The 21,732-nt window shown below is 56.1% G+C and carries 25 protein-coding genes; 14 read left to right on the top strand and 11 right to left on the bottom strand.

Features of this window, described 5'->3' with window-relative positions; genetic code table 11:
- Positions 1–288 precede the first annotated feature (288 nt).
- Complete coding sequence (locus tag ACRBB0_RS03585; RefSeq protein ID WP_431373026.1) at positions 289–2,235, top strand: 4Fe-4S binding protein; 1,947 nt, start codon at positions 289–291, stop codon at positions 2,233–2,235.
- Between the two features lie 4 nt (positions 2,236–2,239).
- Here the strand turns inward: ACRBB0_RS03585 and ACRBB0_RS03580 are convergent, their stop codons facing one another.
- Complete coding sequence (locus ACRBB0_RS03580) at positions 2,240–2,956, bottom strand: hypothetical protein (RefSeq protein WP_431373229.1); 717 nt, start codon at positions 2,954–2,956, stop codon at positions 2,240–2,242.
- Positions 2,957–3,037: 81 nt separating this feature from the next.
- Between ACRBB0_RS03580 and ACRBB0_RS03575 the strand changes: the two genes are divergently transcribed.
- The 4 genes from ACRBB0_RS03575 to ACRBB0_RS03560 are packed head-to-tail and all read left to right on the top strand — an operon-like array spanning position 3,038 to position 5,489.
- A complete protein-coding gene (locus ACRBB0_RS03575) occupies positions 3,038–3,241 on the top strand; it encodes a DUF6494 family protein (RefSeq protein WP_431373025.1) in 204 nt (67 codons plus the stop codon).
- A gap of 3 nt (positions 3,242–3,244) precedes the next feature.
- Positions 3,245–4,306 carry an Mrp/NBP35 family ATP-binding protein gene (locus ACRBB0_RS03570; protein WP_431373024.1) on the top strand — a complete coding sequence of 354 codons (1,062 nt, stop codon included), beginning with the start codon at positions 3,245–3,247 and terminating at the stop codon, positions 4,304–4,306.
- Complete coding sequence (locus tag ACRBB0_RS03565; protein WP_431373023.1) at positions 4,303–5,010, top strand: DUF4444 domain-containing protein; 708 nt, start codon at positions 4,303–4,305, stop codon at positions 5,008–5,010. Before ACRBB0_RS03570 ends, ACRBB0_RS03565 begins: the two co-directional genes overlap by 4 nt.
- Complete coding sequence (locus tag ACRBB0_RS03560) at positions 5,007–5,489, top strand: DUF6505 family protein (RefSeq protein WP_431373022.1); 483 nt, start codon at positions 5,007–5,009, stop codon at positions 5,487–5,489. The genes ACRBB0_RS03565 and ACRBB0_RS03560 overlap by 4 nt, the downstream gene beginning before the upstream one ends.
- A 31-nt stretch (positions 5,490–5,520) precedes the next feature.
- Here the strand turns inward: ACRBB0_RS03560 and ACRBB0_RS03555 are convergent, their stop codons facing one another.
- The 5 genes from ACRBB0_RS03555 to ACRBB0_RS03535 all read right to left on the bottom strand — a co-directional run bounded on the left by ACRBB0_RS03555 (position 5,521) and on the right by ACRBB0_RS03535 (position 8,944).
- Entirely contained in the window at positions 5,521–6,321 is an 801-nt protein-coding gene (locus ACRBB0_RS03555) for a substrate-binding domain-containing protein (protein WP_431373021.1), read from the bottom strand.
- Positions 6,318–7,031: an ATP-binding cassette domain-containing protein gene (locus tag ACRBB0_RS03550; protein WP_431373020.1), complete on the bottom strand. Its 714-nt coding sequence runs from the start codon at positions 7,029–7,031 to the stop codon at positions 6,318–6,320. The genes ACRBB0_RS03555 and ACRBB0_RS03550 overlap by 4 nt, the downstream gene beginning before the upstream one ends.
- Positions 7,028–7,732 (bottom strand): ABC transporter permease, encoded by a 705-nt coding sequence (locus ACRBB0_RS03545; protein ID WP_431373019.1) that lies wholly within the window; start codon positions 7,730–7,732, stop codon positions 7,028–7,030. Before ACRBB0_RS03545 ends, ACRBB0_RS03550 begins: the two co-directional genes overlap by 4 nt.
- Positions 7,733–7,935: 203 nt before the next feature.
- Positions 7,936–8,541: a DedA family protein gene (locus ACRBB0_RS03540; protein ID WP_431373018.1), complete on the bottom strand. Its 606-nt coding sequence runs from the start codon at positions 8,539–8,541 to the stop codon at positions 7,936–7,938.
- The gene (locus tag ACRBB0_RS03535; RefSeq protein ID WP_431373017.1) at positions 8,534–8,944 is read right to left on the bottom strand and encodes a hypothetical protein; all 411 of its coding nucleotides are present in this window, start codon (positions 8,942–8,944) and stop codon (positions 8,534–8,536) included. Before ACRBB0_RS03535 ends, ACRBB0_RS03540 begins: the two co-directional genes overlap by 8 nt.
- Before the next feature lie 270 nt (positions 8,945–9,214).
- Between ACRBB0_RS03535 and ACRBB0_RS03530 the strand changes: the two genes are divergently transcribed.
- The gene (locus ACRBB0_RS03530; RefSeq protein ID WP_431373016.1) at positions 9,215–10,813 is read left to right on the top strand and encodes a choice-of-anchor L domain-containing protein; all 1,599 of its coding nucleotides are present in this window, start codon (positions 9,215–9,217) and stop codon (positions 10,811–10,813) included.
- Between the two features lie 96 nt (positions 10,814–10,909).
- On the opposite strand, the gene ACRBB0_RS03525 is transcribed toward ACRBB0_RS03530, so the two are convergent.
- From ACRBB0_RS03525 to ACRBB0_RS03515, 3 genes are read right to left on the bottom strand one after another with little or no spacing between them, the layout of a single operon-like run.
- Entirely contained in the window at positions 10,910–12,427 is a 1,518-nt protein-coding gene (locus ACRBB0_RS03525) for a heme biosynthesis protein HemY (protein ID WP_431373015.1), read from the bottom strand.
- 11 nt (positions 12,428–12,438) lie between these two features.
- The gene (locus ACRBB0_RS03520; protein WP_431373014.1) at positions 12,439–13,839 is read right to left on the bottom strand and encodes a mitofilin family membrane protein; all 1,401 of its coding nucleotides are present in this window, start codon (positions 13,837–13,839) and stop codon (positions 12,439–12,441) included.
- Between the two features lie 27 nt (positions 13,840–13,866).
- A complete protein-coding gene (locus tag ACRBB0_RS03515; RefSeq protein ID WP_431373013.1) occupies positions 13,867–14,592 on the bottom strand; it encodes a uroporphyrinogen-III synthase in 726 nt (241 codons plus the stop codon).
- A gap of 94 nt (positions 14,593–14,686) precedes the next feature.
- Here ACRBB0_RS03515 and tsaD point away from each other — a divergent pair, with 94 nt between their 5' ends.
- From tsaD to ACRBB0_RS03490, 5 genes are all read left to right on the top strand, one after another.
- Entirely contained in the window at positions 14,687–15,766 is a 1,080-nt protein-coding gene (gene tsaD / locus ACRBB0_RS03510; protein ID WP_431373012.1) for a tRNA (adenosine(37)-N6)-threonylcarbamoyltransferase complex transferase subunit TsaD, read from the top strand.
- Positions 15,763–16,713, top strand: a complete 951-nt coding sequence (locus ACRBB0_RS03505) for an NAD(P)H-dependent glycerol-3-phosphate dehydrogenase (protein ID WP_431373011.1) — start codon at positions 15,763–15,765, stop codon at positions 16,711–16,713. The genes tsaD and ACRBB0_RS03505 overlap by 4 nt, the downstream gene beginning before the upstream one ends.
- A 2-nt stretch (positions 16,714–16,715) precedes the next feature.
- A complete protein-coding gene (locus ACRBB0_RS03500; RefSeq protein WP_431373010.1) occupies positions 16,716–16,982 on the top strand; it encodes a YciI family protein in 267 nt (88 codons plus the stop codon).
- Positions 16,982–17,401 (top strand): EVE domain-containing protein, encoded by a 420-nt coding sequence (locus ACRBB0_RS03495; protein WP_431373009.1) that lies wholly within the window; start codon positions 16,982–16,984, stop codon positions 17,399–17,401. The genes ACRBB0_RS03500 and ACRBB0_RS03495 overlap by 1 nt, the downstream gene beginning before the upstream one ends.
- 64 nt (positions 17,402–17,465) lie before the next feature.
- Entirely contained in the window at positions 17,466–17,864 is a 399-nt protein-coding gene (locus tag ACRBB0_RS03490) for a DUF1761 domain-containing protein (RefSeq protein WP_431373008.1), read from the top strand.
- 192 nt (positions 17,865–18,056) lie between these two features.
- Here the strand turns inward: ACRBB0_RS03490 and ACRBB0_RS03485 are convergent, their stop codons facing one another.
- A complete protein-coding gene (locus tag ACRBB0_RS03485) occupies positions 18,057–18,407 on the bottom strand; it encodes a GFA family protein (protein WP_431373007.1) in 351 nt (116 codons plus the stop codon).
- Between the two features lie 66 nt (positions 18,408–18,473).
- A complete protein-coding gene (locus tag ACRBB0_RS03480) occupies positions 18,474–18,815 on the bottom strand; it encodes a DUF2853 family protein (protein WP_431373006.1) in 342 nt (113 codons plus the stop codon).
- 213 nt (positions 18,816–19,028) lie between these two features.
- Between ACRBB0_RS03480 and ACRBB0_RS03475 the strand changes: the two genes are divergently transcribed.
- From ACRBB0_RS03475 to trpB, 3 genes are all read left to right on the top strand, one after another.
- Positions 19,029–19,631: an HD domain-containing protein gene (locus tag ACRBB0_RS03475; protein ID WP_431373005.1), complete on the top strand. Its 603-nt coding sequence runs from the start codon at positions 19,029–19,031 to the stop codon at positions 19,629–19,631.
- Between the two features lie 95 nt (positions 19,632–19,726).
- Positions 19,727–20,131, top strand: a complete 405-nt coding sequence (gene lysM / locus ACRBB0_RS03470) for a peptidoglycan-binding protein LysM (protein WP_431373004.1) — start codon at positions 19,727–19,729, stop codon at positions 20,129–20,131.
- Between the two features lie 164 nt (positions 20,132–20,295).
- The gene (trpB, locus tag ACRBB0_RS03465; RefSeq protein WP_431373003.1) at positions 20,296–21,501 is read left to right on the top strand and encodes a tryptophan synthase subunit beta; all 1,206 of its coding nucleotides are present in this window, start codon (positions 20,296–20,298) and stop codon (positions 21,499–21,501) included.
- Positions 21,502–21,732 lie beyond the last annotated feature (231 nt).

Raw genomic sequence — 21,732 nt, 5'->3', positions numbered from 1 at the left:
GCTGATTGGTTGAAAACGGTATTCTTTGGTATTCAGGGTCAATTTGGGTAGGGGTGCATGGCCCCGAACTGCAAGTTGGACGAATTGTCTAATCCGACAAAAATCATCTGAAACTCAACACGGCCATTTTTTGGCGAATCACCCAATCGAATCGCCCAGGAAACAGGCATCTTACAAAGCCACCGCACACAGAAAATCGGTTGTCGAGGGCATCGAATCATGCCTACGATCTGGCTCGGACGGGGGATATTTTGGGCCGGTTGTTGCCCAAAAAACGGTGGAGAAAACATGTCTAAGTCACTGATTACGTGTGATTGTATGGGAAGCATGCAGTTGGACATTGAAGGGTTGCGCCAATCAACCGGTTTGGACGTCTCCAAACCATGTTCAACGCTGTGCACCACCCAAATTGACCGCGCGGCGGCAGCGTTAGAAGCTGGCGACGCAATTATTTGTTGCACCCAGGAGGCCCGGGTTTTTGAGGCCTTGGCCGAAGAAACGGGCCTGCCTGATGCCCCACTCCTCGACCTGCGTGATCGGGCCGGATGGAGCGAAGATACCGCATCCAAACTACCCAAAATGTCCGCCCTCATCGCCGAGGCCCTGCTTCCTGCGGCCCCCGCCAAGACCCGAGACGTGGTCTCTGAGGGGCTGTGTCTGATTACGGGTCAGGCGTCGGTCACTCTCCCTGTGGCTGAAAAGCTCAAGGAATATCTGAGCGTTACAGTTCTATTGACCAGCAGCGATGAGCTACCCGATACGGCCGATTTTGATGTGGTTGTCGGGCATTTGCGCATGGCAAATGGCGCTTTTGGACAATTTGACCTGACAATAGACGCGCTGCAAATACCTCAGCCGGGTGGTCGCGGGCCAGGTCTCTCTGAACCGCGCGACGGTGGGCGGACGCAATGCGATATCTTACTGGATTTGACGGGGGACACTCCGCTGTTCCCTGCACCGGAAAAGCGCGACGGATATCTGCGCGCCGACCCGAGCCATGCGCCCTCAGTTTCGGCGGCGATCCTGGCCGCCTCTCACATGGTCGGGACCTTCGAAAAACCCATGTATGTCAAAGCCGAGCCTCTGCTTTGTGCCCATTCACGCGCTGAACAAACCGGCTGTACAAATTGCCTTGACCTGTGTCCGACCGGCGCAATTTCCCCAGCCGGAGACCATGTCAGCATTGACCCGATGGTTTGCGCCGGTTGCGGGGCCTGTTCGGCGGCTTGCCCATCCGGGGCCATCTCCTATGACGCCCCGCCTGTCGATCTGACCATGCAGCGGGTTCAGACCTTGGCCAAAGCATATCTCGAAGCTGGCGGAACCGCGCCGCGCCTTTTGGTCAGCGATGCCCATGGGGCCGAAATGGTGCAACTGTCAGCACGTCACGGACGCGGCCTTCCTGCTGATGTGATCCCGATGGAAGTCCCTGCGCTGAACCTCTTTGGCCATGCCGAAGCGGTGGCCGCCCTAGCGGCAGGTTTTGCCTCGGTCACGCTCTTGCCGGGGCCAGCAACCGACACGGCTGCACTGGAAACGCAGATCAGCCTGGCTTTGGCGATCGGCGGCGCGGGCAGTGTTTCTTTGCTCGACACAACCGACCCTGATGCCATGTCCGAGAGCCTATATGCCGAAGTTGCCCCACGTTCTGTGGCCTCTCCGGTTCGTCCAATGGGCACCCGGCGTCAAATCACCAGACAAGCAGCACGCGCGCTGAACCCATCGTCAGAAACGCTGCCATTGCCGGAAAACGCCCCCTATGGTGCGGTGGTGGTCGACACAGACAGTTGCACACTGTGTCTGTCTTGTGTGTCGCTGTGTCCGTCGGGGGCCTTGGGTGACAATCCTGATCTGCCACAGCTGCGGTTCCAAGAAGACGCCTGTTTGCAATGCGGGCTGTGTTCCCATGTCTGCCCAGAAAACGCGATCAGCTACCTACCGCAACTGGACCTGACCGAAGCAGCATTGACGCAGCAGGTTCTGAACGAGGAGGAGCCCTTTGCCTGCATCGAATGCGGGTCGCTGTTTGGGGTGAAATCCACCATCGAGAAGATCACCGACAAGCTCGAATCTCACAGCATGTTCCAGCGCCCTGAGGCGCTCAAGATGATCCAGATGTGCGACGATTGCCGTGTCAGTGCTCAGTTCCATTCAACGGATAATCCCTTTGCTGGCAAGGATCGGCCCAAGCCACGCATGACCGAAGATTACCTGTCAAAACGGCGTGACCACTAAGGCCCTATTGATGCACCAAAGGACTTCCCAAATCAGCGGCCTGAAGCCCCGACACATAGGCCAAAATCGCCGAAATTTCGTCAATCGTCATCAAGACGGGGACGATTGGCGACGGTCGATCGTCTGGAAAAGGGTCCGTCAAATCAGCAACTTGGGTAAAAGCGGGATGGGGGTTGAGATCGTAGAAGGTCGCAAACCGCTCCTGCCAATCAGACAGGCTGCGCAGCACAAAAAAGCTTGGTGTCGATCCAATTGTGGTCAGCCGCGTGGCATCATCAACCGCATGGCATCGCGCACATTTTGTTTTCGACAGGCTGAGCCCCAAAACCACGTCACCGCTCAGCGACAGGTCTTCAACCTCGTCGATCTCTTCGGGCGGCAAAGTAAAGAGGGCAGCACCATCGGGGGCAAATCCGGTGATCGTGCGCAGGCCCACATCGGAATGCAGCCATTTCGCCAAGCGATCCGTGCCATTATGCCCTTCGCGGCGGCGCTGGATATGCCAAAGCTGTCCCGCACCCTGAACCAAAACGCGGCCCTTGCGGCCAAATTCCATATCCGCCTTATCGGCACCGGCAACGAGCTCAACCTTGATCTGGGTTTTCAGCGAAAAGCGCGGCAAGATGTGCTTGAACAAGCCGGTTTCCACCAAGCCGTCAGGCGCATACAACCGAACCAAACGATCTTCTGCTGCCGCACCCAGCGGCAGCGCAAGCAACATCAATATGAACAAAACCCTATGCATGCCTATAAGGTAGGCAGGTGTGGGATGATCCGTCAACGGGTCCGATAGGAGTAGACAATGAGCGACGATTTCAACATGTCCATGCGCAAGTTTCTCAAGCAGGTTGGGGTGACCTCCCAACAGGCAATCCAAGACGCGTTGCGCGACGCTGATAGCACTGGAAAAACCTATGCCGTCAAAGCCGTTGTCACCATCGAAGAGCTGGACATGACCCATGAGGTCACCGGGTCGCTTTCTGGCGAAACCAAAGGGCAGGATTGATCCGTGGCAAACAGAGAAGCCGTTCTTGAGGTTCTGAAATCCATCACTGATCCCGTCGCGGGAAGTGATATTGTCACCAGTGGCGCGATGCGGGCGCTGAATGTTGGCGATGGCATTGTGCGCTTTGTCATCGAAATCGCGCCGGAACATGCCAAACTGTATGAACCGGTGCAGGCCGACGCCGAAAAACGCATCAAAGCGTTGGAAGGTGTCGACAGCGTTTCGATTGTTTTGACCGGCCATTCCAACGCCGCGCCGCCGGATCTGAAACCGTCCAAACCGGCCGAACCATCCGGCCCCCAGCGTGTGCCAGGTGTGGCGCGAATAATCGCAGTTGCCTCGGGCAAGGGCGGCGTTGGCAAATCCACCGTTTCGGCCAACCTGGCCTGTGCCTTGGCGGCGCAGGGTCGCAAAGTTGGCCTGCTGGATGCCGACGTGTATGGCCCCAGTCAGCCCCGGATGCTTGGGGTAAGCGGGCGCCCCTCTTCGCCGGATGGCAAGACTATCTTGCCAATGCGCAATCACGGCGTGACGATGATGTCGATTGGCTTGATGACCAACGACGATCAGGCGGTTGTCTGGCGGGGGCCGATGTTGATGGGGGCTTTGCAGCAAATGCTGACACAGGTGCAATGGGGCGCTTTGGATGTGCTGATTGTTGACCTGCCCCCCGGCACCGGTGATGTGCAAATGACCCTTGCCCAAAAGGCCCATATCGACGGCGCGATTGTGGTGTCGACACCGCAGGACGTCGCCTTGATTGATGCCCGCAAAGGTATTGATATGTTTAAACAATTAAACGTTCCCATCATCGGAATGATTGAAAACATGTCGACGCATGTCTGTTCAAAATGCGGTCACGAAGAGCATGTCTTTGGCCATGGCGGAGTGGCGGCAGAGGCGGCGAAACTGGGGGTTCCCTTGTTGGCAGAGGTGCCTTTGCACCTCGACATTCGCCTTGCAGCAGACGGCGGCGCGCCCATCACCGTAAGCGCCCCGGACAGCGCTCAGGCCCGATCGTTTAACGACATCGCCAACGCCCTGGTCGCTTGGGACAAAGCATGACGGAAGCAGAGCTGCAATTCCCACCGCTTTTGTCGGGCGAAGCCTGCGACAGCGATGCGTTTGAAACTGCATGCCAGCGCGCAATCATGGGCTGTGACGCTGGGTTGATCTGTTACCATTTGGGCAACAGCACGCTTGAAGCAGCCCTTGTTTTTGCCCCCGAAGTGCCATTGCGCAAAGCCATGGCCATGTTGCCACTGTGCGGGATTGGGTTCCAAAACGCGCTTGGTGCTTTGGCTCCGCCCGAAGTCGCGGTGCATTTGGAATGGGCCGGCGGTATCCAGGTCAACGGGGCCTCATGCGGCGCGTTTCGGACCATGGCCTCGGATGACGCCCCCGACGCCATTCCCGAATGGCTGGTCGTGGGCTTTACCCTGCCACTTTGGCCGCAAAGTGATACGCCCGGCGATCATCCCGATCAAACGGCGCTCTACTCCGAAGGTTGCGCCGACGTTCAGGCCCCGGCCCTTCTTGAGGCTTGGTCGCGTCACACGCTCAACTGGATTTCCCGCTGGGAAGAAGAGGGCACACGTCCGCTTCATGCCGAATGGCGCGGGTTGGCCCATGGCGTCGGAGAAGACGCCGCGCAAGATGGTCACACAGGTACTTTTCTGGGTGTCGACGAAGATTTCGGCATGCTCTTGCGCGATGACGCCGATACCCATTTGATCCCCCTTACACGTTTGTTGGAGAACGCCTCATGAAACTCGCCCGTGCGATCCATTTTGACGAATCCGACCAACGGGTCTTTCATTCCCCGGCACGAACCGGCGAATGGTGTATCCCAGGTGGGTTTGAATTTTCCAACTGGTCCGAGGCAGACCTAACCGGCAAAGCCCGTCAGGCGTTTGCCAATGGCTGGTTCGGGTTGGAAACGGCTGGGCGTGTGACCTTTGTCGCCGTGACGGAGATCACCGAGGCCGAGCTCGCGCAGTTGACCGACATTCTCGCTCAGCATTTTGTCACCTATTACGGTGCCCCCTCTATCGAGGCCGCGCGCCCGGTGGCGTCCGAAGAACTGGCCCATATGCGTGAGTTGAGCGAAGATCATCCGCCCAACACATTGCTAACCGTTTCGCGGGAACTGACCGAAGCCGGCGTGAACGAAGCTTTTCGCGTGATCGAACAACAAGATGCCGGGCTTGAGCAATTTGCCATACATGGGTCGATCGACGAACATTAGATCGCCGACCGCCCAATCATGGCGAAGCTGACTATTTGGCGTTAAAAACAAACAGCGTTTCGCCGTTGATTTTATAGGTGTTGATCAGGTTTTCGGCCTTGTCTGACACCAGCCAACCTTCGACCTTGGCGGCCAAATCAGCCTTAACATGGCCGTGCTTTTCCGGGTTCACCGGAAGATAGGCGTATTGATTGAACAAGACCGGGTCACCGGAATACAGCAGCTCAAGATCACCTTTGTTGCCAAAATTCAGCCAACTGGCCCGGTCCGACATGATATAAGCCCCCATTCCGGCAGCCGTATTCAGAGACGCGCCCATTCCGGCCCCAACAGCCCTATACCAAGCACCAAATTCATCGGCATTCAGCTCAGCAGACCCCCAAAGGCTTAGCTCCTTTTTGTGGGTGCCGCTGTCATCGCCACGACTTACAAACAGGGCGCTGACCTCAGCGATATTTTGCAGGGCATTGACCGCCGTTGGCACACCTTTGATCACCGCAGGATCATCCTTTGGGCCAATGAAAACAAAATCGTTGTACATGATCTCTCGGCGATGGGTTCCATATCCCTCAGCCAGAAACGCATCCTCGGCTTTGCGACTGTGAACCAAAATGGCATCCACATCACCGGCCCGCCCAAGCTTGAGCGCTTGACCAGTCCCGACCACCAAAAGCTGAAGCTCGAGACCCAAATCTTTTTGGATTTCCGGCAACAGAACATCGGCAAGACCCGAATTGTTAAAAGACGTGGTGACGGCCATTTTGATAACGTCGTCAGCACAAGCTGTGGTCCCGATAAATACGGCGGCCAAGGTCGCAAACACTCGTTTCATTCCACAATATCCCCTCTTAGGAACGCCATCGCCTGAGATGTTTCAGGCGCAGTAAAAAACCTCTGCGAGGCGCTATGTTCATGGACACGCCCCTTGAACATAAACACTACGCTATCTGCCAAACGTCTGGCTTGTCCCATGTCATGTGTAGACATAATAAGCCGAGTCCCAGATCCACGTACCTCTTGCAACACATCTTCGATTTCCCGCATTGCGCGCCCGTCAAGCGACGCACAAGGTTCGTCCAGAAACACCAATTTGGGCTTCACAATCAGCGCTCGGGCCAAGGCGAGCTTTTGCTGCTCTCCACCAGACAAAACCGGGGCGGAGCGGGGCAGCATGTCTTGCAAGCCGACCCGCTCGGCCCAGGCCTGCGCCTGATCGCGGGCCTCAGCCTTGGGCATCCCGCGCATTCGCAGCGGATAGATCAGGTTTTCCTCAACTGATCGGCGAAGCATCACGGGGCGCTGAAAAACAAACACTTGTTCGTGGCGCGCTTCTTCCGTGGGACAGGCCCATGTGATTGAGCCGGAATTGAGCCGCGCAGCGCCATGCAACAGTCGCAATAAGGTGGTCTTGCCCGCGCCGTTTGGCCCGACAACAACGCATGTCCCCGTGCCGTCCAGCTCAAGATCAACCGGCCCAACTAAGGTTTTCCCGCGCCGCGAGGTCGACGCATCTTTGACCGAAAGTGGGAATAAATCGCTCACCAGCGGCCCTCCCGTTCTGTGCGTCCAAGCCAGTGGATCGTAAGGTTCACAAAGACCGCCAGACCTATCAAGATAAATCCAAGCCCAAGCGCCAAAGCAAAATCCCCCTTGCCGGTTTCAAGCGCAATGGCGGTGGTCAAGACCCGTGTCGAATGGTCAATATTGCCGCCAACAATCATAATCGCCCCGACCTCACCAATGGCGCGGCCAAACCCGGCCAGCGACGCCGTCAAAAGCGCGCGGCGCGCATCCCATAGCAAGGTGGTTATTTTCTGGGTCTGCGTCACGTTCATCGAAATTAACAGGTCGTGGTATTCGGCCCAAAGATCACGCAATGACTGATGCGCGATGCTCGCAATCAGTGGGACAATGATAATGACCTGCGCGATGACCATGGCCGTCGGAGTAAAGAGCAGACCCAAGACTCCAAACGGCCCTGAGCGCGACAACATCACATAGACAACAAGGCCAACCACAACCGGAGGCAGGCCCATCAACGCGTTCAGAATGGCAATCACCGCCCGACGTGCACGGAACCTGCGCACCGCCAACAAGGCCGCCAAAGGCAGGGATAGGGCTGATGCCACCAGCAGCGCGCCGAGCGTGACTTGCAGCGACCGCAGCGCGATCTCAACCAGTTCAGCATCCAACGTCACCACAAGCCAAAACGCGCGAGACAACCCGTCCCACAGGTCGATCATTGCAGACACTCCCCCTCTTATGGCGGCAGTATTACAAACTTGCGCAACGGGTTACAGCGTTTGCGCCTTGATAAATCGGCAAGCTCTCAAGTTTTCCGGCGCCGTTTTTCCTTGGCCAGACAAAATGTCCATCTCTTTCCATCGGCCCTAGCGCGGTTGGGAAGAACTGACCTAATCAATGTTTTCCCACTGAGTCGGCACTGCTAGGCGCGGGCTTTATGTCGGCTCTTGAGCACAGCCCGAATCCACATCCCCGCAGCCAAAGCCAGAACCAATGCCACCAGAAGGCCAATGACATCCCCCATGATCTCGGCAACCGTTGCGACTTGATCCATGAACACATAGCCAAGGCCGACATAGACCGTCACCCAAACCGTTTCACCGAGCACGTCCCAGACCGCGAACCGCCACCATTGTAACCCCGTCGCCCCAGCGATGAAATTGACCCAGGGACCAAGCGGGGCAAGGGCCCATGTCGACAAAAAGACACCAAGCCCTCCACGCCGATCAACAAGAGCTTGGGCTTGTTTCACAACCGCCGCACGCGACGGGGCCCGAGACAATCGGCTCACCAAAGGAGCTCCGCCCGTGCGGCCGATAAAATACCCGGCCTGATCCCCCAAAACCGCGCCGAGATAGGCCGAAAATCCAACCGACCAAAAGCTGAGATCCCCAGATGCCACAAACGCCCCGCCAGTGAGCATCATCAATGATGTCGGGATCGGAAGCGCCAGGCAGGATAGAAAAGCCGACGCAAAAATCACGTAGACACCGTATTGCGCCACGAGCCCGAAAATTGTCTCAGTCATGCGATTGCTCGGAAGGCTTGGCGGCAAACGGATCGGGATCACCGCGCTCGATTTTCACCTTGGCAATCGCCGCTTCCACCTCTGCTATGACTTGCTCCAAATCAACGCCCCGAAACTTAGCCAGCTCTGCAAGGCTCATCGGCCCATCGGGGGGCGGCATTGGTGCTTGAATAGCCCGCATAATTTCATGAGGCGGCACTTGCCAAGATCGGGCGATATACCGGGGGGTCATCCAACCCGCGACAGGTAAAAACCGTTCCGCAAGCGGGGGGCGTTTGATCCAAAAAACCGTCGTTCTGACGCCAAAGACCAAACTGGCGGTCAGTGCCAGGATCAAAATCACGGTTGCAAAAGGCGCGGCGGCCCAAATCTTCTTTAGAAAGGCAATTGGCTTGGTCAACATCGCAATGTCCTGCAATCCGCTCGGATACGTCCCATTGGACCGGTTTTTCACCAAAGAACAAGTGGGAAACCACTAACTGTTATCCGAAACATTCCGTCTTGGCGGTTCTCTCGCCTCCGGCCTTAAAGATCCCTTTTTTACAATGGATATCAGCGCATTCCGCCCTAGAACAAGTATTTGAAATGCACCTTTTTCAGGTGTCGTTTGTTGTCCAATTCTTAAGTCGGTTTTGCGACACTCAGGATGAACAATTTATAAAGAGTAACCACGATGCCAACCGCAAGTGAGCTGCCCATCGACAGTTCCGCGACCGCCATGGATATGGCGAACACCATGTTTGGTGAAGGTGTCTCGATTGTTTCAGCAACTTATACCGGGGCCGCTTCGGCCTCTGGTGTTTATTCCAATGGCGATAGCGTCGCTCCGGGGATTACGCCTTCTGATACTGGTGTCATACTATCAACGGGGGCCGCCGCCAACATCACCAATAGTTCTGGTGATGTAAATATCTTCAATAATACAACGACCATTCATGGAACCGCTGGCGATGCAGATCTTGATGGAATTGCTGGCGGTGCAACGTTTGACGCCGCCATTTTTGAGGCTGATTTTGTACCCGAGGGCAGCACGCTTTCGATGCAAATCGTCTTCTCCTCAGAGGAGTATCTTGATTTCGTCGACAGCGGGTACAATGACGCCGTTGGCATTTGGGTCAACGGGGTTCAGGCCGAATTGACGGTTGGAACAGGCGAAGTTTCCATCGATGAAATCAACGCGGCTGATAACTCCAACCTTTATATCGACAATGCCGCCATCGATGACACGTACAATACCGAAATGGACGGGTTTACCGTCACTCTAACCCTCAAGGCGCCGGTGACACCCGGTGTAACCAACTCTATCAAAATCGGAATCGCAGATTCTGGGGATGCGGAGTTTGACAGTAACCTTTTGATCGCAGCGGATTCATTGCAAACCGAACTTGTCGCCATGGATGACGAAATTCATGTCCGCATTGGCGAAGAGGTCAACCACGACATCCTGACAAACGATGTTTCCACTACAGGCGCAGAACTTCGGATCACCCATATCAACGGCCAACCGGTCTTTGTCGGCGACACGATCACCCTGCCCACTGGCGAAGACATCGAAGTCACATCCGAAGGGGTGGTTTTGGTCGGGTCCGCCTCGACCGTTGGTGATAACTTCTTCACCTATACGGTCGCAGACGACAACGGCAATACAGATGTCGCGTTTGTCGACCTGATCACAACCGCGCCCTGTTTTACGCACGGGACGCGGATCAAGACACCTTGGGGCGGTGTTCCGATTGAACTGTTGAAAGCCGGCGATCTTGTTGAAACCCATGACAGCGGTCCACAGCCGCTTCTTTGGGTTGGACGTTCTATTCGTCAGGCTGTGGGGATCAATGCGCCGGTCCGTATTGCGGCCGGTGCGTTTGGCAACCGGCGCGCGACATTGGTTTCACCCAATCATCGAATACTCATTAAAAGCCAGAACACTCAGTTGATGTTTTTTGAGAAAGAGGTGTTGGCACGGGCCACCGATTTGGTTGACGGCGTCAAGGTCACCAAACATGCCACTGGCGGTGAGGTGGCGTATTACCACCTGCTCTTTGCCCGACACGAGATCATCACCGGGGACGGCTTGCACAGCGAAAGCTATCAGGCCGGTCCTGAAACCGCCCGAAACTTTGATCCATCGACCGAAATGTCGTTGTTTGAGGTGATGCCAGATTTACAACACCTGCGCGCATCCGTGATGGCATCCGCGCGGCCTGTGCTCAAATCCTATGAAGCGAAAATGGTGATCTCAGGCAGCGGGCTAAACGGCGATCAACATTCCTGAGCTGTCACGTTATCCAAACACAACTTAACCAAACACAACGGGGTTTCCTGTGGATTTCGGGCGGCAGGGCATGTGCCTAACCGCCCGAAATATAGGTTACTTTTGCGCCGCAGTCTCTGTGTCGTCGACGGTCACCGCGTCTTCGATCACCTCTGCCTCGACGGTCTCCACGGCGGCATCGCCGCTGTCAGGATTGGCAACGATAATGTCACCGGGCTCTTCCTCTGACTTGTCCTCAAGCGCGCCCACAATCAGCGGCAACATATCGGCACCAGCAGGCAGAACCACCTCAGACTGAGGCGGGCTTGTCCATGTCAGCGTGTCAAAGGCCGAGCAGCCCGTGCACAGCGGGGCCCATTCGGCGTGGATTGTGTTACAGTTTTCGCAAACCCATTGCGGACCACGTGGCGCCGTCACCGCCTTGGCCAACCAGCCACGCACCACCGCATCAGGCGCGCCTTCGCCTCGCTCAACCGCCGCCATAATCGCCAAAACGCGGGCATCTGGATCGTCCTCAATCAGATCACCCATGGCGCGGCGTGCACCAGGAAAATCTTCAGCGGCGAGATGCAGCTCGGCATTCAGCAATTTTGCTTCGCGATCCTCAGGGAGAATTTTCAGCAAAGGACCAAACCGTTTCAGCCGGGCGTCAGGTGTCTCAGAAGGTTCGATTTCGGCAAAGGCCGCAGCGAGATCGGGGTGCGGGTGCACAGCCCAAGCTTTCTTGATCACCTTAAGCGCATTTCCTTTGCGGCCCTGCTCAATGAAACCACGCGCAGCCATCGCCGCAGCGGGCACCAAATCAGGCGACGCTTTGTTCGCAGCAATGGCCGCTTCGGCAGCAGCGGCGCTTTCATCGCTGTCCTTGATTTCAATCGCATTGGACAAGGACAAAACAGCATCGCGCCGTTTGAACACGTCACGCGGCAAGGCGCCATTCTTCAGCTTGGTCGACAGGGTTTTGCGCGCGCCGGACCAATCCTTGGATTCAGCCTGCAGCCGCAGCAATGTATCGCCAACTTCACCATGCTTGGGTTTGATCACAAATGCACGCTCAGCAAGTTTCAGCGCCGTTTCCGTGTCACCGGCCTCAAGCTTTTGCTTCATCAGGCCACGCACACCGACAAAACGGGTTTGTTCGTTGCTCAGCAGGCGTTTGAAAACTTCCTCTGCCTTTTGGCTATCACCAACCATCTCGGCACCCTGCGCGGTCAAAAGATCCGTCAGCTCGGGTTTATTGAGGTATTTGTTTGCCTTTTTCGCCTTGGCAATGGCCAACTGACCTTCGCCTGATGCCAGCGCCATCATCCCTTCGGACAAAGCCTGATATCCTTTGCGCTCGCGGTTGCGATCAAAATACCGGCTGAAGGCAGTTTCGTCGCCGTTGATGAACCGCAACAGCGCGACCAGAAAACCCGCGAGTTTAAAGAGAACATAAAGAACAACCACAAGAACGACCGCCGCCAAAACGGACAGAACCGGACCAAGGGTATATTCCTTTCCGGCGACTTGAAGCATGATGCCGCCTTCGCTCTCCATCAGGTAGCCGGTACCAAAGGTCAGCGCCGCCACAAGGCCGGCGAACACGATAATTTTGATAAGTGACCAAAGCATTTTCGTGACCCTTACTGTTTGTTCAATTCTTGAGCGAGCGTGGCCGCCGCCGCCAATGCGTCTTTGCGCATCCCGGCCTGTGCCAACCAATCACCCAGTTCCGCCTGAGCTGCTTCGGGCAGCGCGGCGATCTCGGAAGTTGCTGTTTCTAAATCACCCGCCTTAACGGCGGCTTCGGCGCGTGACAAAACCGCATCGGGGTCATCGCCCTCTCTGGGTGTGACCGAACGCGCGCCAAGCTGGGTTTGCAAAAAGCCGGCAAGTCCGCCGCCGCCGTCTTCGCCGGTGGCCGTTTTGCGAGCAGCGTCAAGCGCTTTGCGCGCCAAACCCGGAAAGTCAGACGTCAATGCCGCCAATGTTGGGACACCATCAGCCGCCGCTGTGCTCAGAGCATCGGGAATGGCGACACCGTTGCCGCTCAAAATGCCAAGTGGTGCCGCAAACGGCTTACCGGTCTGAGCCAGGGTAACAACTTCAGCCAAAGCCGCGCGGCTCGCAGCCAGTTTTGCTTTTTCTTCGGCGTTTGACTCGGCCTCAACCGCATCAGCAGCCATCGACTGAATTTCAACTTTTTGCGCTTCAAGAGCGGCTTGTTGATCAGTGATTGATTTGCGCAGCGCATCCAATTCGCGCTCATAGGCTGCGATTGATTCAGGTGACACCGCGTCAGAAAGCGGCGCTTTTTCAATCGCTGTCAGGCGGCTGTCAAACCCAGCCAACTCATCACCAATCGCCTTGAGCGTCGCCTCGGTTCCAGCGATTTTATCTTCGATCCCGGCCACCGAATTGGTGATCGGTGTCAGATCAATGATCTCGACGGCCTTCTTGGTGGTTTCAACCTGCGTGGCCAATGTCGTAAGCTGTTCGCCCTGCGCGGTGAGCGCGCCGCGCGCTTCTTCTTCGAACGGGTTTGGCGCTGGTTTTCCCATAAACGGCAGCTGCCCATCGGTGAATTGTGCCGCGCCAAAACCAATCGCCGCCGCGACAACACCGCCCAAAGCGGTCGACATAAATCCGCTTTTCTTTTCGATGGTGGTTTCACGAATGACCTGAGGTTCACTAGCTGCGTCAGGCTCTGACGTGGGCCCCTCGTCTGGCAGCGCGTCATCCACAGCCTCGATGAGTTCATCGACAGTGTCTTCCGCCTCGATCTCTGATTCTGGCTCAGGCTCGGTCAGCGGCTCATCCACCTGCGTGCCATCAGCATCCACAGGCTCATCCTCTGCGACGACATCCTCAACCGGATCTTCAGATGCGACCTCTTCTACAACCTCAACGGCCTCTTCGACCGTGTCAGTCGCATCCGAAACCGTGTCATCAACAACGGCCTCCGCTTCGGTTTCTACCGCTTCAACGATCTCTTCGGCTTTTGACTGCACGTTGTCAGTTTTGCCTTTTTTGGACTTTGCCACGTTCCGCCACCCTTTCAACACACCCGGTCATTGCCCGGACCCATAATCTCTTGCACGTACCGATTCCAGCAGATCGGTGACCAGATTCGCCATATGAATCGACTCAGGTCGTGCTGCAATTTTCAACTCTGTTATATGAAGCCCCAAAAGCGGCTTGACCACCGCTTCGCTCATAGCCGCGACAAGAAGCGGCGCTTTAATGCGATTTTTTGCCAGCAGTGCTGCTGTTCTGGGCGAAAAAACCGGCGCGATCACGGGGATTTCTCCGATCAAAGCATCACAAGCTTGCGATGACAGCGGCAATTTCGGCTGATCGTACAAAATCGCTTCAATTGTCACGATCCCGGCGTCGGTTAGGCGTTTGGCCACATCGCCGGTGCTGTGCGTCCCGCGGACATGCAAAAACGGGCCGGGGTTCTGTTGCTCAGTCAGCAAATTCACCAGATCATCGGCATTCCCGTCTGCGCTCTGCACCGCCAGCCCAGCATCTTGCGCGGCCAAGGCGGTCGCGCCACCCACTGCAAACGCCTGCAAACACGGGCCATTTTGGCGGGCATACGCCGTTACGCCATTCACAGATGTGAAAATGACACCTTTAAACCGGGTCATGTCGGGCAAGTCGCCCATAAACTCTATGCCCATTGCCGGGGACATGATTGCGGTAAACGCAGAGCGGTCCGGCAGCTGAGCAAGAAATGCCTCAGACCGCGCCGTTGGGCGCGTCATCAGCAATATGGGCTTAGCGTCTCGCATTCTCGCTCCGGGATTGTCGCGCGCCTTTGTGGGTGGTACTCCCTGCCCTCACACAAGGCAACGGCCCACACAGACAACACAGTGGAAAGACCCGATGAAATCTCCCCTCATTCTAGGGCTGGAAAGCAGCTGTGACGATACCGCAGCAGCGCTTTTGCGTGGGCGCGCGGTGTTGTCGTCAGTTGTTTTGGGACAGGCGCAGTTGCATGCGCAATTCGGCGGAGTCGTTCCAGAAATCGCCGCGCGGGCCCATGCCGAACGCTTGGATGGTGCCATCAAACAGGCTCTGGACGAGGCAGATGTGACGCTCGGCGAGGTCGATGCAATTGCGGTCACCGCCGGACCGGGGCTGATTGGCGGCGTGTTGTCGGGCGTTATGATGGCCAAAGGGCTGTCTGCAGGGCTTGGCAAACCTTTGATTGGCGTCAACCATTTAGCCGGGCATGCCTTGACCCCGCGCCTAACGGATGGCCTGCAATACCCCTACTTGATGCTCTTGGTCTCTGGGGGGCATTGCCAGTTTTTGATCGTGCGCAGCGTTCAGGAATTTACCCGCCTTGGCGGGACGATTGACGATGCGCCCGGTGAAGCCTTTGACAAGACCGCCCGATTGCTGGGCCTGCCCCAGCCCGGTGGCCCGTCTGTTGAAACCGCCGCCAAGTCGGGTGACGAAAAGCGCTTTCGCTTTCCCCGCCCCTTGTTGGATCGGCCCGGCTGTGACCTGTCTTTTTCGGGGCTCAAGACAGCACTCCTCCGTCAGCGCGATCAGTTGATCGCAGAAAAAGGCGGTTTGTCCGTCCAAGATCAAAACGACCTTTGCGCCGGTTTTCAGGCGGCGATCCGCGATGTCCTGGCCAAGAAAACACGGCGCGCAATCATGGAATACCTCAAGGAAAACCCGGCTGAGCCCGCCCTTGCCGTTGCTGGCGGCGTCGCCGCAAATATGCCGCTTCGGGCCGCATTAGAGACTGTTTGCGCTCAAACGGGCCTTGCATTTACTGCGCCGCCCTTGGCGCTTTGTACCGATAATGCCGCGATGATTGCCTATGCTGGGTCCGAATTGTTTGACGCAGGTCACATCAACGACATGACATTGTCCGCCCGCCCGCGCTGGCCGCTTGACCAGAACGCCGCGCCTCTGCTTGGATCAGGCAAAAAGGGGGCCAAAGCATGAGCGTTTCTGTGCTCGGTGCCGGGGCATTCGGCACGGCGTTGGCTATTTCCTTGGCTCAAAACGGCCCGGTGGCTCTTTGGGCGCGGGATGTTTCCACCTTGGAAAAAACCCGCCAAAGCCCGCGACTTCCCGACCACGTGTTGCCAGACAATATCACCATCACGGCCGATCTGGACCAAGCCTTGGCGCAGGACATCTTGCTGTTCTCGACCCCGATGCAAAGCCTGTCGGGCCTGTTGAATCGAGTCCCGGCGTCTTTGGAGGGCAAAGCGCTGGTCGCCTGTTGCAAAGGTGTCGATTTGCGCACAGGTCTGGGCCCCGTTGGCATTCTTTCATCGGCCAAACCCGAGGCCACTTCGGCCATTCTAACCGGCCCCAGCTTTGCGGCCGACATTGCGCGCGGTCTGCCCACTGCTCTCACGCTTGCCTGTTGTGATGACGCCGTGGGCAAGGATGTTCAACACCAACTGTCCACCCCGACCCTTCGTCTCTATCGCAGCACCGATACCGTTGGTGCCGAACTTGGCGGCGCGTTGAAAAACGTCATGGCCATTGCCTGTGGCGCAGCGATTGGCGCGGGTCTTGGCGATAGTGCCCGTGCGGCGCTGATGACCCGTGGCTTTGCCGAGATGACCCGATTTGCAGCCGCGCGCGGGGCGAAACCCGAAACAATGGCTGGCCTGTCGGGCTTGGGTGATTTGGCACTGACCTGCACGTCAGATTTGTCGCGCAACTATAAACTCGGCCTCGCTCTGGGCCGAAAACAGGCCTTTGATCCAAATGTCACCGTCGAAGGTGCGGCCACAGCCCAAGCGATGGACCGCATCGCAATGGATACCGGCATGTCCTTACCGATCTGCCGCGCAGTGGCCGCCTTGACCCTTGGGCGCGTCACCGTAGATCAGATCATGACCCAATTGCTCAACCGCCCACTTAAGGAAGAATAACCATGCTCATCGCCTTTATCGCCAAAGACAAACCCGGCGCGCTTTCTATTCGTCTCGAACACCGCCCGGCGCATGTGGAATACCTCAAGGCCACCAATGTTGCCCAAGCCGGTCCGCTTTTGGATGATGACGGCGAAATGTGTGGATCGCTGGTTATTTTGGACCTGCACGATATGGCCGCCGCACAAGATTGGGTGGCCCATGATCCCTATACCAAAGCTGGGCTGTTTGCCTCATCCGAACTGATTGCGTGGAACAAGGTGATCTGATGCGCTACTGGCTGTTCAAATCCGAGCCGTCCACATGGTCGTGGGACATGCAAGTCGCCAAAGGCGATGTGGGCGAAGAATGGGACGGCGTGCGCAATTATCAGGCCCGCAATTTCATGCGGGACATGGCCATAGGCGACCGCGGATTTTTCTATCATTCGCAAAAAGAAAAAGCCGTGGTTGGTGTGGTCGAAATCTGCGCCGAGGCCCATCCTGACAGCACCACCGACGATGATCGTTGGGAGTGTGTCGACATTCGCGCCGTGGCGCCGGTCAAAACGCCTGTGACACTTGAACAGGTCAAAGCCCACCCCGAATTGTCCGAAATGGCCTTGGTCAAAAGCTCAAGATTGTCTGTGCAGCCAGTCACCGACGCAGAATGGCAAGTGATCTGCGCCATGGCCGGGATTTCCCCCTAGGCGCATCCACAGTTGTGCGGCAAACTGACCTTGTGGAACGTCTTGTGACGAACAGGAGGGCAGAATGCTCGAAGTCATCAATGTCTTAGTGGCAGCCGTCGCCTCTTTTGCGGTTGGCGCTGCGTATTATATGAAATTGTCCAAGCCATGGATGGACGCATCAGGTGTAGAGCGCGGAGACGACGGACAACCCGCCAATGCCGCAAACCCAATGCTCTATGTCTCAACATTTTTGCTTCAGTTGATTGTCGCGGGCATGATGCGCCATGTTTTTGAACTGGCCAACATCGACACACTGGGCAAAGGCCTTGTTGCCGGGCTCGGTATTGGTCTGTTTTTCATCAGCCCATGGATCGGTATCAACAACGCCTATGTCGGCCGTCCCATCAAACTCACTCTGATTGATGGCGGCTATGCGACAATTGCCTGCGCGGTCATGGGCTTGGTTTTGACGCTGTTTTAAAAAAGTACGGAGGATTCCAGCATACCGGAACCCTCCGCTCACCCACGTGCTCCCTACGCACCACACGTGTAGCTGAATCTTGGTCCCAGCCTTCTAGCCGGTTCTTTATCACCATAGCCGCGCCACAGCTTTCTGGCAAACTCCGAATATCTGCAATTTCAAGCAATTATGCATGGAAACTGTTAACCGCGTTCAATCCAAAAACGTCCAACTCTCAGCGCCATCAAATAACCGCAGCGGAATTTTGGAGGCTAAATCGCGATCCGCGAGCCGGATGTTCACCGCCATGCGCCCCTCTTTCGGGTCATTCAAATTGGACCAATGGGTTGTGCATCCGCAAGTCTGACACCTATGAAATGCGATGTTTTTATCCCCATGCGCATAGGCCTGCGTCTGCCCCTGAATGGTGACATTCGACGTCTGTGCATAAATCCAGTGCGCCCCAAGCCGGTGACAAATCGAACAATTGCAGGACACCGCAAATTCAGGCGTGTCATCGAATTCAAGTTGAACAGCGCCGCAATGGCAGGCCGTTTTGATCATCGCAGCGCTCCAAACGAAAAAGGCCCCCGAGCATCGGAGGCCTTAGGCAGTCGTAAAAACGTCAGATTAGCCGTAAACCGACTCTTTTCCGAACTGCTTGACCAACAGATAGTAGAACACCGCGCGGTATTTGTTCCGCTCGGATTTTCCGTATGTTTCAATCGCTTGATTGATTGCTTCCATCAGCTCAGGACCATCAGCAAGGCCCAGCTTCTTGATCAGGAAATTGTTTTTTACAGTTTCCAGCTCCGATTCCTGAGACCCGGCAACCGTTGACGCATCGTCGTTATAGATCGCTGGCCCGCAACCGATGGTCACTTTGGTCAGCAGGTCCATATCTGGCTCCATGCCGCATTTGTTTTTCAGATCATCGGCGTATTTTGCGATCAGCTCGTCACGCTTGCCCATTGGTAACTCCCTCGTCTTCCGGCGTTCTGCCCTAAATATTCTAAATTGATGGCTGCAAAGCCCCACCGAATCAAGGGTAATCATCCCAAGCGCCGTTGTAATGGGAAAAGCGCGCAGGTTTCCCACCGGTCAATCTACGCCATCACCGGGTCGCAACAAAACAAGCAGCCCTTGGCCAACCCTGATACCCTGACCCAAACAAGGGGCACTGGCATGGACAAAAAAACAGTCTCTTTCACCCAGATGAAAGACGGCACAAAGGAAGAATACCTGCTCTTGCAGGAGCTTGAAAAACCCTACCTGAACCTGACCGCAGATCGCATTCTCGACGAATTGCGCCGACAGGGGTCTGCCTCGCTTGAAGGGTACAAGATCAACCGTTTGCAACACGGGCTCCAGGCCGCAACCCGCGCCCAGAATGATGGCGCGGATATCGATTGGATCATTGGCGCGTTGTTGCATGACATCGGTGATGGCCTTGCGCCGCAAAACCATGACCGTTTCAGCGCCGAAGTGATCCGGCCATTTGTGCGCTGGGATGTGGCTTGGGTGGTCGAACATCACGGCATTTTTCAGATGCTGTATTATGCGCACCACTATAACTGGGATGAAAACGCCCGCGATCAGTTCAAAGATCATCCATGTTTTGCCAATTGCGCCGCCTTTTGCGAGCGCTGGGATCAATCCTCCTTTGACCCTGATTACGACATGCTGCCACTAGAGCATTTTGAACCTATGCTACGCGAGGTCTTTGCGCGCAAAGCCTATGATCCGGCCGTCTTACGCGACGGGTTTGTGTCCACTCTCACCGCGTAACGCCCCCAGTGCATGACCAACCCGGCGCGAATTTCCCCTGTAAGCCGCCCAATGCGACCGCTACAAAGCCGCTAACCAATTAGGAGAACACGGTTATGGGTCTTTTTGACTTTTTCAGAGGTGGCAAGAAAGTCGCCGCAGTTGCCCCCACAGCGGACGATCTCAAAAAAGAAGTCGCCGATCTTGGTCTGGATGCCGACAATGTTGAGATCAAAGTCGACGGCGAAACAGTGACCGTCTCCGGCGATGTCGATCAGGAAACCAAGGAAAAAGTCATCCTTGCAGTGGGCAATGTCGACGGCGTGACCAAGGTCGAAGACAACCTTGGCGGCGAAGAACCAAAATTCCACACTGTGGAAAAGGGCGACAGCCTTTGGAAAGTCGCGGAAAAAGCGCTTGGCAATGGTGCCCGCTACACCGAGATTTTTGAGGCAAACAAGCCCATGCTGAGCGACCCTGACAAAATCTACCCCGGTCAGGTGCTGCGCATTCCTGCGTAAATCCCCAAAAAATGTCTCGTGATCAGCCCTGTCATTTTGGCAGGGCTTTTTGCTGTCTTGCACGATGCGCGCCCCCTGCGACCAAAACGCGGCTTGTTCGGCCTGCCGTCCTGCGCAGTATTGCCCCAGACGCACACAAGACACAGATTTGAGGGAGGCACAAAATGACGTCTTATTTAAAGAACACACCGAACCAGGACGGTTTTTTTGGCGACTACGGCGGGGCACAATTGCCACCCCCGCTAGAGCCGCATTTCAAGGAAATTCGTGAAGCCTATGACAAGATCTCCAAATCGTCGGAGTTCATTCGCGACCTGCGCTATATCCGCAAGCATTTTCAGGGCCGCCCAACACCTGTTTCGCATCTGAAAAACCTGTCCAACTTGGCCGGCGGTGCCCAGATTTATGCCAAGCGCGAAGACCTCAACCACACCGGCGCGCACAAGCTAAACCACTGTATGGCCGAGGCGTTGCTTGCCAAACATATGGGTAAAACCAAGCTGATGGCCGAAACCGGGGCCGGTCAACACGGCGTCGCCTTGGCCACTGCGGCCGCCTATTTCGGTATGGAATGTGAGATCCACATGGGTGAGATCGACATCGAAAAAGAAGCGCCCAACGTCACCCGCATGAAACTTCTTGGCGCGACGGTTGTGCCTGTTGGTTTTGGCGGTCGCTCTCTCAAAGAAGCGGTCGACAGCGCCTTTCAGGCCTATGTTCCGCAGGCCGACCAGGCACTGTTTGCGATCGGGTCCGTCGTTGGCCCGCACCCCTTCCCAATGATGGTGCGCAATTTTCAGCATATCGTCGGCATAGAAGCGCGTGAGCAATTCATGGAAATGACGGGTGAGCTTCCTGACATTGTCGCCGCCTGTGTTGGCGGAGGGTCTAATGCGATGGGCTTGTTTGCGGGCTTTATTGATGATGACGTCCAGCTTTATGGCGTTGAACCGCTTGGCACATCGTCCAAGCTCGGCGAACATGCCGCTACCATAACCTACGGAGAAGACGGCGATATTCACGGTTTCCGCACCATGGTTCTCAAGGACGAATCCGGCGAACCAGCGCCTGTTCATACCGTCGCTTCCGGCCTTGATTACCCCGGCGTCGGGCCCGAACACGCGCATCTTTATCGCACCGGCAAAGCCAATTACACCGCTGCAAATGACAAAGAGGCGCTCAAAGCCTTCTACGATCTGAGCCGTCACGAAGGCATTATTCCCGCACTCGAAAGCGCCCATGCCGTCGCTTTTGCCCAACGCGAAGCGCCCAAAAATCCGGGCAAATCGATCTTGATCAACCTGTCCGGTCGCGGTGACAAAGACATTGATTATGTCACTGAAACCTTTGGGTTCGGCGAAGACCTCTAAAGCACAGTTCCCCGCGCCTACCTACAAACGGGCGCGGGGGACCTTGATGCACATCCGTATTAGATAAAGACAAATTGCAAAAAGTTTTTACCGCGAAATTGATAATCCATCGATGCGCTTCAACGACCATTAAGAATGTTTCGTTAACAACGACAGAAGCCCAATAGGTAACTGTCTCTATGCGACGCACTGTCTCTGTCTTTCTGGTATCCTTCGCCGCGCTTTCCTTGT

Source organism: Pelagimonas sp. (assembly GCF_050633425.1).
Taxonomy (GTDB): Bacteria; Pseudomonadota; Alphaproteobacteria; order Rhodobacterales; family Rhodobacteraceae; genus Pelagimonas.
The sequence above is the reverse complement of the archived record's forward strand: the minus strand, read 5'-3'. Positions and strand labels throughout refer to the sequence as shown.

Bases quoted from the DNA above. Each gene is read 5' to 3' on its own strand.
- ACRBB0_RS03560 (WP_431373022.1), top strand. From the start codon at position 5,007: ATGAAACTCGCCCGTGCGATCCATTTTGACGAATCCGACCAACGGGTC.
- ACRBB0_RS03580 (WP_431373229.1), bottom strand. From the start codon at position 2,956: ATGTTGCTTGCGCTGCCGCTGGGTGCGGCAGCAGAAGATCGTTTGGTT.
- ACRBB0_RS03555 (WP_431373021.1), bottom strand. From the start codon at position 6,321: ATGAAACGAGTGTTTGCGACCTTGGCCGCCGTATTTATCGGGACCACA.
- ACRBB0_RS03515 (WP_431373013.1), bottom strand. From the start codon at position 14,592: ATGCGAGACGCTAAGCCCATATTGCTGATGACGCGCCCAACGGCGCGG.
- tsaD (WP_431373012.1), top strand. From the start codon at position 14,687: ATGAAATCTCCCCTCATTCTAGGGCTGGAAAGCAGCTGTGACGATACC.
- ACRBB0_RS03500 (WP_431373010.1), top strand. From the start codon at position 16,716: ATGCTCATCGCCTTTATCGCCAAAGACAAACCCGGCGCGCTTTCTATT.
- ACRBB0_RS03540 (WP_431373018.1), bottom strand. From the start codon at position 8,541: ATGACTGAGACAATTTTCGGGCTCGTGGCGCAATACGGTGTCTACGTG.
- ACRBB0_RS03480 (WP_431373006.1), bottom strand. From the start codon at position 18,815: ATGGGCAAGCGTGACGAGCTGATCGCAAAATACGCCGATGATCTGAAA.
- ACRBB0_RS03545 (WP_431373019.1), bottom strand. From the start codon at position 7,732: ATGATCGACCTGTGGGACGGGTTGTCTCGCGCGTTTTGGCTTGTGGTG.
- lysM (WP_431373004.1), top strand. From the start codon at position 19,727: ATGGGTCTTTTTGACTTTTTCAGAGGTGGCAAGAAAGTCGCCGCAGTT.
- ACRBB0_RS03525 (WP_431373015.1), bottom strand. From the start codon at position 12,427: ATGCTTTGGTCACTTATCAAAATTATCGTGTTCGCCGGCCTTGTGGCG.
- ACRBB0_RS03585 (WP_431373026.1), top strand. From the start codon at position 289: ATGTCTAAGTCACTGATTACGTGTGATTGTATGGGAAGCATGCAGTTG.
- ACRBB0_RS03485 (WP_431373007.1), bottom strand. From the start codon at position 18,407: ATGATCAAAACGGCCTGCCATTGCGGCGCTGTTCAACTTGAATTCGAT.
- ACRBB0_RS03530 (WP_431373016.1), top strand. From the start codon at position 9,215: ATGCCAACCGCAAGTGAGCTGCCCATCGACAGTTCCGCGACCGCCATG.
- ACRBB0_RS03535 (WP_431373017.1), bottom strand. From the start codon at position 8,944: ATGTTGACCAAGCCAATTGCCTTTCTAAAGAAGATTTGGGCCGCCGCG.
- ACRBB0_RS03565 (WP_431373023.1), top strand. From the start codon at position 4,303: ATGACGGAAGCAGAGCTGCAATTCCCACCGCTTTTGTCGGGCGAAGCC.
- ACRBB0_RS03490 (WP_431373008.1), top strand. From the start codon at position 17,466: ATGCTCGAAGTCATCAATGTCTTAGTGGCAGCCGTCGCCTCTTTTGCG.
- ACRBB0_RS03575 (WP_431373025.1), top strand. From the start codon at position 3,038: ATGAGCGACGATTTCAACATGTCCATGCGCAAGTTTCTCAAGCAGGTT.
- ACRBB0_RS03475 (WP_431373005.1), top strand. From the start codon at position 19,029: ATGGACAAAAAAACAGTCTCTTTCACCCAGATGAAAGACGGCACAAAG.
- ACRBB0_RS03505 (WP_431373011.1), top strand. From the start codon at position 15,763: ATGAGCGTTTCTGTGCTCGGTGCCGGGGCATTCGGCACGGCGTTGGCT.
- trpB (WP_431373003.1), top strand. From the start codon at position 20,296: ATGACGTCTTATTTAAAGAACACACCGAACCAGGACGGTTTTTTTGGC.
- ACRBB0_RS03495 (WP_431373009.1), top strand. From the start codon at position 16,982: ATGCGCTACTGGCTGTTCAAATCCGAGCCGTCCACATGGTCGTGGGAC.